Annotated in this window: 10 protein-coding genes; 7 read left to right on the top strand and 3 right to left on the bottom strand. The window is 52.1% G+C overall.

What is annotated here, in order from left to right:
- Nucleotides 1–134: 134 nt before the first annotated feature.
- The 7 genes from M6D81_RS17920 to M6D81_RS17885 all read left to right on the top strand — a co-directional run bounded on the left by M6D81_RS17920 (nt 135) and on the right by M6D81_RS17885 (nt 11,891).
- A complete protein-coding gene (locus M6D81_RS17920; RefSeq protein WP_262678367.1) occupies nt 135–1,592 on the top strand; it encodes an extracellular solute-binding protein in 1,458 nt (485 codons plus the stop codon).
- A gap of 60 nt (nt 1,593–1,652) precedes the next feature.
- The gene (locus M6D81_RS17915) at nt 1,653–2,597 is read left to right on the top strand and encodes a carbohydrate ABC transporter permease (RefSeq protein ID WP_262678290.1); all 945 of its coding nucleotides are present in this window, start codon (nt 1,653–1,655) and stop codon (nt 2,595–2,597) included.
- A 31-nt stretch (nt 2,598–2,628) separates the two neighbouring features.
- A complete protein-coding gene (locus M6D81_RS17910) occupies nt 2,629–3,465 on the top strand; it encodes a carbohydrate ABC transporter permease (RefSeq protein WP_262678289.1) in 837 nt (278 codons plus the stop codon).
- 40 nt (nt 3,466–3,505) lie between these two features.
- A complete protein-coding gene (locus M6D81_RS17905) occupies nt 3,506–6,856 on the top strand; it encodes a DUF4838 domain-containing protein (protein WP_262678288.1) in 3,351 nt (1,116 codons plus the stop codon).
- A 75-nt stretch (nt 6,857–6,931) separates the two neighbouring features.
- Nucleotides 6,932–7,885, top strand: coding sequence for a carbon-nitrogen hydrolase family protein (locus tag M6D81_RS17900; RefSeq protein ID WP_262678287.1), 954 nt, complete (start codon nt 6,932–6,934; stop codon nt 7,883–7,885).
- A gap of 806 nt (nt 7,886–8,691) precedes the next feature.
- Nucleotides 8,692–10,977, top strand: coding sequence for an ornithine--oxo-acid transaminase (gene rocD / locus M6D81_RS31850; RefSeq protein ID WP_410795754.1), 2,286 nt, complete (start codon nt 8,692–8,694; stop codon nt 10,975–10,977).
- Nucleotides 10,974–11,891, top strand: coding sequence for a proline dehydrogenase family protein (locus tag M6D81_RS17885; RefSeq protein WP_317259142.1), 918 nt, complete (start codon nt 10,974–10,976; stop codon nt 11,889–11,891). Before rocD ends, M6D81_RS17885 begins: the two co-directional genes overlap by 4 nt.
- Nucleotides 11,892–11,937: 46 nt before the next feature.
- Here the strand turns inward: M6D81_RS17885 and M6D81_RS17880 are convergent, their stop codons facing one another.
- From M6D81_RS17880 to M6D81_RS17870, 3 genes are all read right to left on the bottom strand, one after another.
- Nucleotides 11,938–12,789, bottom strand: a complete 852-nt coding sequence (locus M6D81_RS17880) for a carbohydrate ABC transporter permease (protein WP_262678286.1) — start codon at nt 12,787–12,789, stop codon at nt 11,938–11,940.
- Between the two features lie 12 nt (nt 12,790–12,801).
- Entirely contained in the window at nt 12,802–13,704 is a 903-nt protein-coding gene (locus M6D81_RS17875) for a carbohydrate ABC transporter permease (RefSeq protein ID WP_262678285.1), read from the bottom strand.
- 77 nt (nt 13,705–13,781) lie between these two features.
- Nucleotides 13,782–15,137, bottom strand: coding sequence for an extracellular solute-binding protein (locus tag M6D81_RS17870; RefSeq protein ID WP_262678284.1), 1,356 nt, complete (start codon nt 15,135–15,137; stop codon nt 13,782–13,784).
- Nucleotides 15,138–15,468: the final 331 nt, after the last annotated feature.

Raw genomic sequence — 15,468 nt, 5'->3', positions numbered from 1 at the left:
ATTGTCCAGTATGCCTGGCTTTTCTCCTTATTGTCTATAGACGAGCGAATGAGCTATTTACGCTATTGATCCTCCCATGATACTTTGGCCATGTTCCGATCAATCATTTACAGGAGGGGTTTGTGTTGAAAAGCATGAGGAAGAAAGCATCGATCATGGCAAGCTGCATGCTACTATTATTTACTGTCGCGGCTTGCAGCAGCGAGGGCGGGAACAATCCGAAGGCGACGGAGGGAGCCGGCAATACGCCAGAAGCCGTAAACGAAACGGCGAGTGTGTATCCAGAGAACGGCTTGCCCAAGGACGAGAAGGTCACTTTGAAATTTGCCTATTGGGAAAACGGGATGGCCAGAGAGTGGATCGATTACGCAATCGACACCTTTACGCAGAAGTTCCCGAATGTAAGCTTCGTCACGACCTACTCGCCGACTATCAAAACGATAACCGGCACGAAAATCGCGGCGGGCAACGACGACGACATGTTCGATATTTTCTCCTACGTTTTGCCAAGCCCGGGTGACGCCGTCAATTTGGCCAATGGGGGAAAGCTGGAGCCGCAGGATGACTTGTGGGAGCGCAAGGCGTATGACGGCAACGGCAAGACGCTAAGAGAGTTAGCCCAATCAGGAGCGGCCGATACCAATGACAAAATCAATGGGAAAACCTATGCGATGCCAATCGTGCTTAGCGGGACGGGGCTTTATTTCAACAAGTCGCTGTTCGAAGAAAACGGCTGGAATCAGAATCCGAAAACGTGGGATGAATTTTTGAAGCTGGTCGACGACATAAAGGCTAAAGATATGATTCCAATTACGTACCCCGGCAAGTATCCCGACTATTTGTACTACAGCTTCGGATTTCACAAGTTTTTTGAGAGAGCGGAATCGCGCGGCAATTTGAAAGCGTTTGATAGCGATTACCGCGAATATAAAACGCCGTATTACGCATCCCCGGAAAGCATCGATATGCACAACCGCATATATGAACTGGGCAAGAAAGGCACGTTCCCGCAAGGGGTTGCGGCGTTGTCGCATACGCAATCGCAGATGCAACTGCTCCAGGGCCATGCGGCAATGGTATCCACAGGCATATGGGTCGAAAATGAGATGAAGGATTCTACTCCGGAAGGTTTCCGATGGGGATATATGAGCGTGCCGACAGGCGATTCTCCGGATGACACGAACTGGATTCGCCAAGCGGCAAGAGGTCAGTATTATATATGGGCGGCCAAGCCGGAACTGAACAAGAAATGGGCGAAAGAATTCATCGTCTGGATGTGGAACCTGGATGTTCAACAGCAATTGGGCGAAAAGGCGGGATCGGTTCCGATCCGCAGCGACTACATGAGCGATCAGACCAGAGCGGAGCAGCTGCCGGGAGTCATTAAAGAGACGATGGCCTTCATGAGTGCCAATAATACGAGGAGCGAGTCCGGCTCTCGCAACGTCACACTGTCTGACCCTGGCGCAGAGCAAGCGAAGAAGCTTGTCCTGGAGGCTCTGAACAATATAGCTTCCGGCAAGCAAGAACCTGAATCCGTCTTGAGGGAAGCAGAGGATTTGCTGAAAAAGGCCGTTGCAGCACAAAAGTAAATGAGCGGGCGGCCGGAGAAAGCGCTCTTGCGGCCGCGCTCTTCCATTGGGGGGACATCGTTGAGGGAATCTGCTGTACTTGAAAAAAAATCTTTATCGCGAAGCGGCTGGTCGAAGAAGGCGAATGCTCAGAAATGGACGTTTATCCTGCTTGCGCTTGTGCCGGCATTCGGCGGATACTTGCTGTTCACGTTGTATCCGAATGTGCTGTCCGTCTATTATGCGTTGCTGGAATGGGATGGCATTACAGATCCGAAGTTTGTCGGCCTTGCCAACTTTATACGTTTGTTCGAAGACCCGTACGTATGGAGGGCGCTTGTTCACAATCTGTTTTTCATGGCCGTTATTCCGCCATTGGTCATTCTGATCGCCCTGTTCCTGGCCTACTTGATCGTCAACAAGCAATACAAGGGAAGCGGCGCATTCAAAGTGTTGTTCTTCTTCCCGAATGTGCTTTCGACCGTAGTTGTCGCTTTAATGTGGGCTTTCATCTACGACGGCAGCTTTGGACTGCTTAATGAAGGCCTTCGGGTAATCGGGATCGATGTCGGTCAATTTTATTGGCTTGGCGAGTCCGGAACGGCCATTTGGGCAGTTGTGCCGCCATATGTATGGGCGGGGGTAGGCTTTTATTTAATTATTTTTATCAACGCTATGGTTACGATTCCGAAGTCGCTGTACGAGGCTGCCATTCTTGAAGGAGCGGGTCATATGAGCAGGCTGTTCACGATTACGATTCCGCTCATTATGCCCATAGTCAGGGTGAGCCTGCTATTCCTTGTCATCGGCCAGTTGAAAGGCTTCGAGAAAATATTAATTTTAACGAATGGAGGCCCTTCGGGCTCGACCGACGTTATCGGCTTGTACATGTTCAATATCGCTTTCGGTTCCGAATATCGAAATTATGGGTACGCCTCTGCGATCGGCATGCTTCTGTTCGTGATCTTGATTACGGCCAAGTGGGCGATTGACAAGTGGACCGGCAATAAATCGGTAGAATTCTGATCGCGCTATCGACAGATTGGAGAGAGACAAATTGACAGAAAAGAGAACGATGGTGGATGTATTTTGGTATGTGCTGTTGATCTTGTGGTCGGCTACCATTCTGTTTCCTTTAATCTGGATGCTCTACGAGTCGCTGAAGACGAACCGGGAGTTCTTCCAGGATGTATGGAGCTGGCCGGAGAAGCTGGAATGGGTGAACTATCAAAAAGCCTGGGATAAATACGGTCTCGCTTCTTCGATGCTGAACACGTTATATTACGTCGGGGTTACGCTGCTGATCAGCACATTTTTAACGACGTTGAACGCTTATGTGTTGACACGGATGACGTTCAAGGGACGCAAGCTCGTATGGGGTATCATTATGATCTCCTTGTTTCTTCCCGGTATCAATGCGTTGGTTCCCCAATACGTGCTGATGCGGGATCTTGGCCTGACCAACAGCCTGACCGGATTGGTTTTGCTGGATAGCCTGGGGGAAAACGTATTTTTCCTGATGCTTCTGGGAGGCTTTATGCAATCGCTTCCAAAAGAGTTGGAGGAGAGCGCCTTTATGGATGGCGCGACGCTGATGCAAGTGTTTATGCGCATCATTGTCCCTCTGTCCGCTCCGGGCATTGTGACCGTGGCGATATTCAAGTTTCTGGCCTTGTACAATAATTTCCTGGCTCCGTATATTTATTTGAGCGACCAGAAGAAGCATACGATCGGGGTCAACATGTATCATGCCAATCAGATGATGCAGTATACGGCGGATTGGGTGACGTTGTTCGCCGGCGTGGTGATTGCAATGGTGCCTTCCGTCTTGGCATTCTTATTTTTCCAGCGATGGATAATGGAAGGCGCTACGCTCGGTGCGGTCAAAGGGTAGACGATGTTATCGGAATGTACCAACCTTTACAGGAGGGGATATGGTGAGAATCGGCAGATCGAAATCATTTTTATCCATTTTGCTTGTCATGTGTATGCTAGTTGTCTTTCCCGGCATTTCGCTCGGCTCTGCGCAGGCGGAGAACGAGCATGGGAATGGTCAGGGCAACAATCAAAGGGTCATTATTGCAGCCACTGCAGACAACGGTACGATTAACGTCAAGTTCAACAAGCAGCCGCGTGGGGGAAAGCCGGAAATAAGCGATTTTACGATTCAACGCCAGGTGAACGGAGGGGAAGCGGAAGTCGTTGCTCCGACTTCGTATGCCTGGGGGTCGCCAACCAAGATCGCGACATTTGCCGTACCGCCGCTTGCTTCCGGGAGTTCGGAGCTTGAGGTCGTCTACAGTGTTTCTTACAAAGGGGCGGAATTTGTTTCGGCGTCAACGTTCGTGATACCCGCATCAATAGAACCACCGCTTGTATTGGTTGAGGAAGGGCAAGCCCGGGCGGTGGTAGTCGTTGCCGAAGAGGAGCGAAATCTGGAAGAGGGTCTGCCGGGGTGGAACAATTATGCAGGGCGCACCCACAAGCAATTTTCTATTGAATCGTCCAACACGAATTCGGGAACTTACAGTTTGATGATCAACGACGCTGAAGCGAATAAAGATTATGGAGCGATCAGTGATCTTATTGAAGTCATCCCCGGTGAAAGTTACACAGCAAGCGTCCAGTACTTTATGGAGACAGATAATCCTGCAAGTAACCCTGTGTATCTTCTGTTATATTATTACGATGCCAACAAAGTCCGGATTGACACTTTAGCAGGTTCGGGCAAGATTGCGGAGCAATGGTCAACTCTCTCGGTAACACGGTTGGCCCCTGCGAGCGCCACTTACGCTTCCGTGCTTCTCTATACCAATATTTCCGGCACACGAAATGCATACTTTGATGACGCTGCGCTTACGCAAGTGAACGGCGACGGATCTAACCTGCTGATCAACCCCGGGTTTGAAGAAGTTGTATACGCGCATGATGAAGCAGATACATTGGTCGAGTATGTGGAAAAATCGACGGGCGCTCGCTTGCCGGTCATGACGGCAGAGGAACTGTCGGCATATGGGAATGCTTACGACGAATATGCCCGAATCTATATCGGCAAGGGAATTCCGAGCGGGAATGCCGATCTATATAATCAGGCGAACGAGTTGGATGACGAAGGATTTGTCATTCGAACGAATGCGGATGGCGTATTCATCATTGGACCGACGAGGCGAGGGACAGGGAATGGCGTGTATGAATTTCTGGAACGGTATCTCGGTATACGATGGTTGTTCCCGGGACCGGACGGAGAGGATGTGCCGCTATTCGCCGAGTTGACGATCCCGCGTGAAGAAGTTGTACAGGTACCGGCCATTCAATCGCGTACCATGTCGCCGATTCACTATATTTCATTCGGTGAAGAGCAATACGAATGGGGTCTTCGCAATCGCTTGTATCCGCGTACAGCCGGGTTCAGACATAATGTGTATAAAATGTTCCTGCCGTCCCAATACGGAACAACCAATCCTGAATATTATCCGTTAAGAGACGGGGGGCGCTATATCCCTTCAAGTGACGGCATCACCTATGGCTGGCAGCCGTGTTTCTCCGAACCGGCCACGGTACAGGTTGCAGTGGATTGGGTATTGAACTACTTCAACAACAATCCGGATCAAGACAGTGTATCCCTGGCGGTAAATGATAATGGCGGTTATTGCGAGCAGGAGGCGGATCATCCCCATTTTCCCGGCACAACGAATTCGCTTGGACTTATTGATATGTCCGATATTTATTACGAATGGGTAAATCAGGTGGCAACAGCGGTATTGAACGTATATCCCGACAAATGGTTTGGCGTGCTTGCTTATCAAGAAGTGAACGATCCGCCTTCGTTCGAACTCCATCCGCGCGTCGTTCCTTATTTGACCAAAGATCGGATGGCGTGGGTGGATAGTACTGTTCTATCCAATGGCGAGGCCATGATGGATGCCTGGCATGCCAAAGCGGACAATATTGCTTATTACGATTACACCTACGGAACGCCTTATCTGGTACCGCGGATATACAATCATCATTTTGCCGATTACATTCGATTGGGAATCGATAACGGATTGAATGCCTACGTAACGGAAGCATACCCGAATTGGGGAGAAGGACCGAAGGCATGGTTGATGAGCAAACTGTTATGGGACCCGGAACAGAATGTTGCTTCGCTTCTTGACGAATGGTACGTCAGGGCCGTGGGGCCGGAAGCTGCCGCCGATCTTAAAGCCTATTATGATCATTGGGAACAGTTTTGGACAGAACGGATTGTCGACAGCGCTTGGTTTAACAGCCGCAAGAATACGACCTATCTGGCTTTTAATTTGCCTGCCTACGTCAATCTGATCAATGCCGAAGATATTGCGACAAGCCGAGGGCTATTGGAAGCTGTCGTAGCGAAAGCGGGGACCGTACAACAACAGAAACGTGCCGAGCTGATTCTACGCGCTTTCGAATACTATGAGGCATCGGTATTAAGCTTTCCATCTATCGGCCAAGTGCCTGCCAATGAAACGGAAGCGTTGCAATTGTTGGACGACTCATTAGCTTTTCAAGAAAAACTGCATTTTGCCGAGAAGCGTCTCCAACTTGTAGGTGAATTTGCCGAAGACCCGTTTCTTAAACATCCGTGGAGTCCAACGAAAGAAAAGAATTTGATGTGGTCGGGATGGAATCCGAATTTCTTCTGGCACATCATCGAATATATGAGACAACAAGAACCAAGCGGCGGGCCCGTTTCGAATCAAGTATCCTATTTGGAAGTGAACGGGGAAACGCCGGAGGTTAAAAATTACGCATCAATGCTGCTGAACGTCATGAATGGTCAATTTCTTAATGCCAATTCGTCATTTGAGGCAGGAACGGATGCTGCTTCCGGCTGGGACGAGACGATTTTGAATTTCGGCACATTTGAACGTATCGAGAATCCTCAGCATGTATCTTCGGGTAACGCGAGTGTCTATGTCCATAATTTCTATTATGGCAGCTTGCACCAAACCTTGCCTGTACAGCCCGGTTTGATTACGTCCAAGTTTGATTATTTTGTCACACAGGACACAAACTCGGTGGGTACGATCTTCATTACGCTGAATTATTTGGATGCGGAGGGGAATGTGCTGTCTTCCGTCAAAAGCGAAAGCAGAGCTTTTGCTGCGGTGAAGGGAGTATGGGATCAGGTTCGGATTATCGATATGGTACCGGATGATATTGACGGGAAAACGGTCGCGCAAGTGAAGCTGGCTGTAACGGTCAATGGCTTCTTCGAAGGCGGAACGCTGTATCTCGATGATTTTGAGCTTTATCAATAACAGTGGAAAAATAAGCAGTGTATATTTGTCACGTACGTATTGTACAAGGCAGAAGGTTCGGAGGAATGAAATATTATGGCTAACTATGTGAAAATCAGCTGCCTGTCGGCGGCTCCCTATGCGATCGATCCTGCCCTCGATTTGCAAGCAGCGGTAGAACTGATGATCGCGCATTGGCGGAGACAACTGGAATGGGTGCTGCCGGAGAAGCCGGACTTGATCGTGCTGCCGGAATATTGCGATCGTCCCTCCAAGAGCAGTTACCCGACCGAGCGGCGCGTTGCCTTCTACCGGCAGCGGCAAAGTCAAATTCGCGATTTTTTCGCCGAAACAGCCAGGGAGCATCAATGCTACATCACTTATTCCGCTCATATGGAGATGGAGGACGGCTCCTGGCGCAACGCAACACAGCTACTCGACCGTAACGGTCAGGTGGCGGGCATCTATTGCAAAAACCACCTCGTCATAGAAGAGCGTACGCTGCACAATACGTATTACGGCAAGGCTGCGCCCGTTATTCAAACCGACTTCGGGCGCGTCGCCTTCGCCATCTGCTTCGACCTGAACTTTGATGAGTTAAGGCTGAAGTACGTGAAGGAACAGCCGGATCTGATCGTATTCAATTCGGCTTATCACGGAGGACTCATGCAAAACTATTGGGCATATTCCTGCCGCACCCATTTCGCAGGAGCTGTCTATCCGCCCGCCCCCAATTCGATTATTTCTCCGGTAGGCGAGTTGATCGGAGCCAGCACGAATTACTACTCATTCGTCACAAGAACGGTTAATCTCGATTGCGCCGTCATTCATATCGATTATAATGAAGAACATTTTAATCGCATGAAGCAACAGTATGGAACGAAGATCGGTATTCATGATCCAGGCTTACTCGGCTCCGTATTGCTGACGAGCGAAACGGACGAATTTACGGTTGACGATATCATTGAAGAATTCGGACTGGAGCGTCTGGACGACTATTTCCAGAGAGCTCTGACGCATCGCTGCGCTCCTGGTAATATGGAAGCATAACGCAGGATGCTGTGCCTAAGAATCGCCATTGAGGCTATTTCCATTCTTATGGAGATAGCCTTATTTATTAACCCACCGTATCCTTTCGAAGCGAGTTTGCTTTGCAATCTTTAGGTCGCTCATCTTCGAAAGGCCTCGCTAGAGGTTTGTCGCTTGTTAGGTAATGTTGCACTTAGTCTGAACTGTGGATAACGGAGGTGGAATGGAAGGTCAGTGATGCACGAGTGGACGTAGCGGTTGCCACAGAGCTTAATCGGCCCAGAATGGGCGTGCGTTATTACTTAGGTACTAACTAAAACAAGTAAGGACTTATCGCTCAAAATGCTCACATAGACTCGGAAAAGTTGAGAAAAGTGTGCGCTATCGCTCATTTTAGTCACATAGCCCCGCCAAGCGAGCCTCATACCGCTGAAAAGCAGGAGCTATCGCTCAAAATGGTTACATAGACTCGGAAAAGTTGAGAAAAGTGTGCGCTATCGCTCATTTTAGTCACATAGCCCTGCCAAGTGAGCCTCGTACCGCCGAACAGTAGGAGCTATCGCTCAAAATGGTCACATAGACTCGGAAAAGAAGTGGAAATAGTGCGCTATCGCTCATTTTAGTCACATAGCCCCGCCAAGTGAGCCTCGTACCGCCGAAAAGTAGGCGCTATCGCTCATTTTAGTCACATAGCCCCGTAAAAATATAAATTGCGCGAACGAGCGTCGAAGCCGCCTGTCCACCGTCAGGTTGATTTATTCCTGTCTCGTATCGGGCTCCTGCTGAATAGGATGGAGTAACTATTCCTGATTGAGGAGGTTACGACGATGCCGAATCCGTCCACGTTAGAAGTCATCGCGATGACTGAACGGTATGCTGCGCACAATTACCATTCTCTTCCGATTGTAATCGCTGAAGCGGAAGGGGTATGGGTGACGGACCCCGAAGGCCGCAAGTATATGGATATGCTTAGCGCTTATTCCGCCCTGAATCACGGACATCGTCATCCCCGCATGATAGCAGCGCTTAAGCGGCAAGCGGACAAGGTGACTCTTACCTCACGCGCCTTCCACAACGATGTGTCAGGCCGCTTCTATCGGAAACTGGCCGAATATACGGGCAAGTCCCGCATTCTTGCCATGAATACGGGTGCCGAAGCGGTGGAGACGGCACTGAAGGCAGCCCGCCGCTGGACTTACAGACATAAGGGAATTCCGGAGAACGAAGCGGAGATCATCGTCTGCTCCGGCAACTTCCACGGCAGGACGATTACGATCACGTCATTCTCCTCCACAGCCTCCTGCAAGGAACAGTTCGGCCCCTTCACCCCCGGCTTCAAGGAAGTCGAGTACGGCCATATTGACGAATTGAAGAGAGCTATCACGCCTAACACGGCAGCACTGCTCATTGAACCGATTCAAGGCGAAGCGGGCGTCGTCGTTCCGCCGGCCGGCTATTTGGCCCAAGTCGCCAAGCTATGCGCGGAGAATGGGGTACTGCTCATAGCCGACGAAATCCAGACGGGCTTCGGTCGCACCGGCAGACGGTTCGCATCCGATTGGGAAGGGGTAACGCCGGATATCTATGTGATGGGGAAAGCGCTGGGAGGCGGCGTGATGCCGATCTCCGCCATTGCGGCGGACGATGAGGTGATGGAGGTATTCGGGCCGGGCTCGCACGGCTCCACCTTCGGCGGCAATCCGCTTGCTTGCGCTGTGGCGGAAGCTGCGCTGGATGTGATGGAGGACGAGCGGCTCGCAGAGCGGGCGGAACTGCTTGGCCGGTACTTCAGGGACAGGCTGGGGCAAGTGGACAGTTCGCTTATCGCCGATATTCGAGGGCGTGGTCTGCTGATCGGCCTGCAGCTGCATGAGTCTGCGAGGTCCTACTGCGAGCAATTGATGCGAGAAGGTCTGCTGTGCAAGGAGACGCATGAGACAACAATCAGGCTGGCTCCGCCGCTTACGATTACGGAGGAAGAGATCGATTGGGCGATCGCAAGGCTCGCGAAGGTTCTGCAGTCACCGATGAGCGGAAAACGTGTGGCATGCATCCAGGTACCCTTCGGACGGGGCGGGAGCATGGGGGGAGCGGAGCTTGGACCTGACGCGCTGCTGCAAGCGGGACTGCTGAATAAGTTGGAACGACTGGGGTACCGGCTTGAATCGCATGTTGTCGATGTGGAAGATGGTGACAGTGCTGACGGCGATGATAGTGACAGTAGTGAACGTGGGGGCAGCGGCGATGATGGTGACAGTGGTGAAGGTGAGGACGGTGGGGACGGCATAGACTACAGGGTCGATGAGGACGGTATTGACGGTATTGAAGACATTGACGATAGGGTCGATGGAGACGGCGTGGTGCAGATGGAAAGCGCTGCCGGGATGAAGCACTTCGGCGAAGTGCGCGACATGGCTGGGCAAGTGGCTGCGGCGGTCGCCAGCGCGGTGCGAGACGGAGCGTTCCCGCTTGTGCTCGGCGGGGATCACAGCGTCTCGATCGGCTCGCTGGCCGGACTGCTTCGGCAGCGCCGCAAGCTGGGCGTCATCTGGATCGACGCCCACGGCGATTGCAATACGGAGATGACATCCCCGTCGGGCAATGCGCACGGCATGGTGCTCGCGGTCGCTGCCGGCTTGTCGAAGTATAAGCTGACCGATATGCCGGGCGTGAGCTGCGGCATCCAACCTTCGCGCATCGTGCTGCTGGGCGCACGCGAGCTGGACGAAGGAGAGAAAGCGATGATTGCCGCGCACGGCATTCACTGCCTGACGGTCGACGACATCGACCGGATGGGAATTCATACGGCAGCGGAACAAGCGCTTGCTCTGGCGGGGGACGGGACGGACGCCATTCATCTCAGCCTCGACATGGACGCGCTGGACCCGCTGGAGGCGCCGGCTGTGGGCACTCCCGTGCCTGGTGGTCTTACCTTCCGCGAAGTGCGCGGCGCGCTGGAGCGGCTGGGGGAATCGGGACGCATTCAGTCGATGGATATCGTCGAGGTCAATCCGCTGGCCGCCAGTCAAGAGCGGACGGCGCTGCTCGCCACGGAGCTTGCGGCGACGCTGCTGGGCAAGCGGCTGGGAATCGGCGGCGGTGGTCGCCTATGATGGAGGCGCTGCTCAGGAAGCTGCTGCTGGCCGCAGGAAGGAATGCGGCCTTGTCCAGGCTGATGCGCAAGCACGGCATGCGTCTCGGAGCGCGGCGCTACGTGGCGGGAACGGGGCTGACAGAGGCGATAGCGACGGTGCGGCGGCTGAACAAGGAAGGGAAGCTCGCCACGCTCGACCATTTGGGAGAATACGCCGGGTCGGCCAGAGATGCGGCCAGAGCGGCGGAGATGTGTCTGAAGACATTGGATGCGCTGCACCATTCCGGCGTAGACGGCAATCTGTCGCTGAAGCTGACCAGTCTTGGCCTCGATCTCGATACGACAGCATGCGAGAATTACATGCGTGCGATATTGCAGCGAGCGGCGGAATACGGCATTTTCGTCAGAATCGATATGGAGGATTCCAAGCGGTGTGAGAGGACGCTTCGCTTGTATGACAAGCTCAGCGGGGAATTTCCCGGCGTCGGCGTCGTTATACAAGCTTACTTGCGCCGATCTCCGGAAGACTTGAAGGCTCTCGGCCGCAGCGGTGCCAATGTCAGACTGGTGAAAGGCGCGTACAAGGAGCGGCCGGACGTCGCTTATCCAGACAAGCGGGATGTAGATAGCGCTTATCTTCGTCTGGCCATGGCGCACCTGTCTTCGGAAGGATATACGGCGATTGCGACACATGATGAGATACTGATCGGGCAAGCAAGGGATTGGATGGCTCAGCAGGGCATACCGGACAGCCGCTATGAGTATCAGATGCTGTATGGTATCGGGGAAGAACTGCAGAACCGGCTTGTGAAGGATGGCTGCAAGGTGAGGGTATATGTGCCCTTCGGCGAAGACTGGTTCGGCTATTTCATACGCAGACTGGCGGAGAGGCCCGCGAATTTGTGGTTTGTGCTGAAGCATTGGCGGAAGTAATGGAACAGGCCGCAATTGTCCAATGGGCACAATTGAAGCCTGTTCTTTATTTCACTGCGCCTGCCGTAATGCCGCTGGAAATCTGCCGTTGGAACAGCGAGTAGAGGATGATGACGGGAATCATCGAGATCATCAGACCCGCGAACAGTGGTCCCCACTCCGTACGATACTGCATCTCCCCTTGCATAACGGCTATGCCTACAGGCAACGTATAGATTCGCTCCGTCGGATCGTTCATGATGACAGTCGCAAGTATATACTCATTCCAGATGACCAGAATGTTCATGATCGTGACGGTAATGAGCCCCGGCTTGGACAGCGGCAGCATTATGCGGAAGAACGTGCCCGCATGCGAGCTTCCGTCGATGGACGCCGCTTCTTCCATCTCCTTCGGCAAGGACTTGTAGAATGCCGTTAAGACGAAGATGCCGAACGGAAGGGAAGTGGCAGCGTAGACGAGGATAAGTCCGAGCAGGTTGTTCGTCAGCCCCATGCTGTCGAGCAGGAAGAACAACGGGATCAAGCTAAGGATGAGCGGAATCATCATCGCGGATATATAGACGAAGTAGAGCACGTTGCTGCCCTTGAACGGGAAGCGCGCGATAACGTACGCCGTCATCGCCGACAGCACTAATGCCAGAACCGTGCTTGCGGCGGTCACAATGATGGAGTTGAGGAAATAGCCTCCGAAGTGATATTCCGTCCATACATAAGAGAAGTTCGACCATTGCAGCGGAATTTCCGGCAGTGCCCATGGCTTGTTCTGATAAAACTGCTTGTTGTCCTTAAGCGAAGAGAACAGGGTCCAGACAAGCGGATAGACGACAGCGACCGACCACAGCAGGACAAGCAGGCGGACGATCCAGGTAGCCGTTGCTTCTTTTCTTGTTAATCGCACAGGAATCGCCTCCTACATTTGAATGATATCCCGCTTCATGACGCGGTTCAGAATAAGGGATGTGACGAGCGTAAGCACGAGAATGAGCGCGCCGATCGCCGAGGCATAGCCCATATGGTATTGCTTGAAGCCCATCTGGTACAGATACGTGCCCATCACTTGCGTGGAATTGTCGGGACCGCCTTCCGTCATAAGCCAGACGATGATGAAGGAGCCGTTCAGCGTCGTAATGACGATGTGAATGAGCGATACTTTGAGTTGCTCCCAAATCAGCGGAATCGTAATATGCTTGAACTGATGCCATCGTGTCGCACCGTCGATATTCGACGCTTCATAGAGCGACTCCGGGATGTTCATAATGGCGGCCATAAGCAGGATCATATAGAAGCCGATACCCGCCCATACAGCCGGCGCCAATATCGCCCACATCGCTGTATCCGTCTGCCCCAGCCAGACCGTCTTGACCGGCTCGCTCGTGAAGATGGACAAGAAGGCGTTCAGGAAGCCGATATCCGTCGGATTGTAAATATAGCGCCACAATACCCCAATTACGACGACGGAGATCAGATTGGGGAAGAAGAGGATGACGCGGAACACGCCGGTTCGCTTGATGTTCATCCGCGTAAGCGCAACGGCCAGGAAGGTGGCGATCAGCAGGATGAGAATGACTTTCCAGAACACGAGGAAGTAGTCGTTGTAGATCGCTGTCCCCACGATGTCATCCTGGAACATGCGCTTGTAATTGTCGATGCCGATGAACTCCATATTGCCGGAGTAACCGGACCACTTGAAGAAGCTGATATACAGTCCTCGCAGCAGCGGATAGGCTGTAAATATGCCGAACAGCACCAAGGTGGGAACGGTGAAAGCCAAAATGAACAAGGTTCGTTTCAGCTGTTGAGTATGACCAGTCATGATATGCTCACGCCCCTTGCGTAATATCGGGGCCGGAAGAGCAAAATCGCTCCTCCCAGCCCCAAGTCGGTTTACACTTATCTGGCTGCGGCTGCAGCCTTCTCCAGTCTGTCCGCCCATTCCTCAGGCGTAATCCGCTTGTCCAGCAATGCCACGATGCCGTCTTGCAGAGCTTTCTCCACGTCCGCGTTGACGACGAGTACCGGAGCTACGACGATATCCTCGCTGTTGAAGTAGCCCATCGCATTTTTCACGATTTGACTTGCGGAGGAGCTTTCCAGATCGGCCTTCACGTTCATGATGGCGCCGGTCATCTCCGCCCAGTCTACTGCGAACTGCTCCGTGAAGATGAACTCCAGGAATGCCTTTGCCGCTTCCGGATTTTTTGCTTTCTTCGCGATTGCGACTGTATTCGTATAAGGGATGGCGATATACTTCTCCCCTTTGTTCTGCATGATGGACGGAATGTAATCGAACGCGAAGCCTTCCGGAATGTCGTTGCTCATCTCGTTCTCCAGCCAGAGACCGTTCGGGATGAAAGCGGCCTTGTGCTGCAGGAACGCCATCTGGGAATCGGTATGGTTCAGAGCGATGGCGCCCGGATCAATGAAGCCTTTGTCGCGCATTTGCACGATTTTGTCCAGCGCCTTCATGACCGGCTCGCTCTTGAATACGCCTTCCTCCAGATTGGCGATGCGGGTAATGATCGACGGGTCGCCGCCGTTCTCCGCCACGATGGCGGAGTTGAGCAAGCCGCCATTGATGTAGTAAGGATAGACGCCAGTATGAATGTAAGGTGATACGCCTGCATCTTTGATCTTCTGGCTTACTGCCATGAAGCTCTCGAAGTCTGTCGGCTTCTCCCAACCGTTCTCCTTGAACCACGCGCTATCGTAGAATGTGCCCCAAGCGCCGAAGACGAGCGGAAGCGTGTAATTTTTGCCATCATAAGCAGTCGGTTGACCGATGACGAGATCCAGAATGCGCTTGCCGTCTTTATTTTTCACATCCTTCAAGTAATCGGTCAGATCCATCAGTTGTCCGTCCGTAATCATCTGAGCTTCGTTCGCTCCGGCACCGTCAATGTACACGAAATCCGGCGGATCGCCTTGAATCCAGCGCGGTCTCATCTGCTCGTTGATTTGCGAGCCTGCGGATTGCTTGATTTTCAGATTGGGATGCACCTTCTGGAATTCTCCGATGACATGCTTCCACCACTTATCGCCGTAACCGCCGACGAAGTATTGAATTTCGAACTCGCCGCTTAGACCTTGATCGCCGCCGGTATTGCCATTGCCCGTTTCCGTCTGTCCCCCGCCAGTATTTGGTTCGTTCGTATTGTTTTTGTTGGCGCCGGAACAGGCGGCCAGCGTGCTCATAATCAGTATGACTGCCAATAGCGCGAATATGGACTTTCTTGCAGAAGTATTCATTTTTGAGAAATCCCCCTCGATCCTTGAAATTAGACCTACTGAGTTACTTGTAAACAGCTAAGTATAATCTTCCCTTGCAACCTTTCCTTATGCACCGGGCCTTGGCTTCGTGCCTTGTAGACACCACCTCCTTAAAGCGCAATAAAAAAAGGCATTAGCTACGAAACGCAACAATACTGTGCGTCTCGATAACTAATGCCCTTTCGGTAACACGTTATCATTGAGAGTATTCGGTTTTCATGAATTTAAGATAACTTAATGAACCATATATGTCAATACTTGTTTTTTTTTTTTTTTTTTTTGTTTTCTTCAAGATTCATATTTTGAAGTG

Origin of the sequence: Paenibacillus sp. J5C2022, assembly GCF_025567625.1 — a bacterium.
In the GTDB taxonomy this organism is placed as follows: domain Bacteria; phylum Bacillota; class Bacilli; order Paenibacillales; family Paenibacillaceae; genus Pristimantibacillus.
Note: the sequence above shows the minus strand (reverse complement) of the source record. Positions and strands in the feature narration are given on the sequence as shown.

Coding starts and splice junctions, on each gene's coding strand:
- M6D81_RS17900 (WP_262678287.1), top strand. CDS start 6,932: ATGGCTAACTATGTGAAAATCAGCTGCCTGTCGGCGGCTCCCTATGCG.
- M6D81_RS17905 (WP_262678288.1), top strand. CDS start 3,506: ATGGTGAGAATCGGCAGATCGAAATCATTTTTATCCATTTTGCTTGTC.
- M6D81_RS17920 (WP_262678367.1), top strand. CDS start 135: ATGAGGAAGAAAGCATCGATCATGGCAAGCTGCATGCTACTATTATTT.
- M6D81_RS17875 (WP_262678285.1), bottom strand. CDS start 13,704: ATGACTGGTCATACTCAACAGCTGAAACGAACCTTGTTCATTTTGGCT.
- rocD (WP_410795754.1), top strand. CDS start 8,692: ATGCCGAATCCGTCCACGTTAGAAGTCATCGCGATGACTGAACGGTAT.
- M6D81_RS17885 (WP_317259142.1), top strand. CDS start 10,974: ATGATGGAGGCGCTGCTCAGGAAGCTGCTGCTGGCCGCAGGAAGGAAT.
- M6D81_RS17870 (WP_262678284.1), bottom strand. CDS start 15,137: ATGAATACTTCTGCAAGAAAGTCCATATTCGCGCTATTGGCAGTCATA.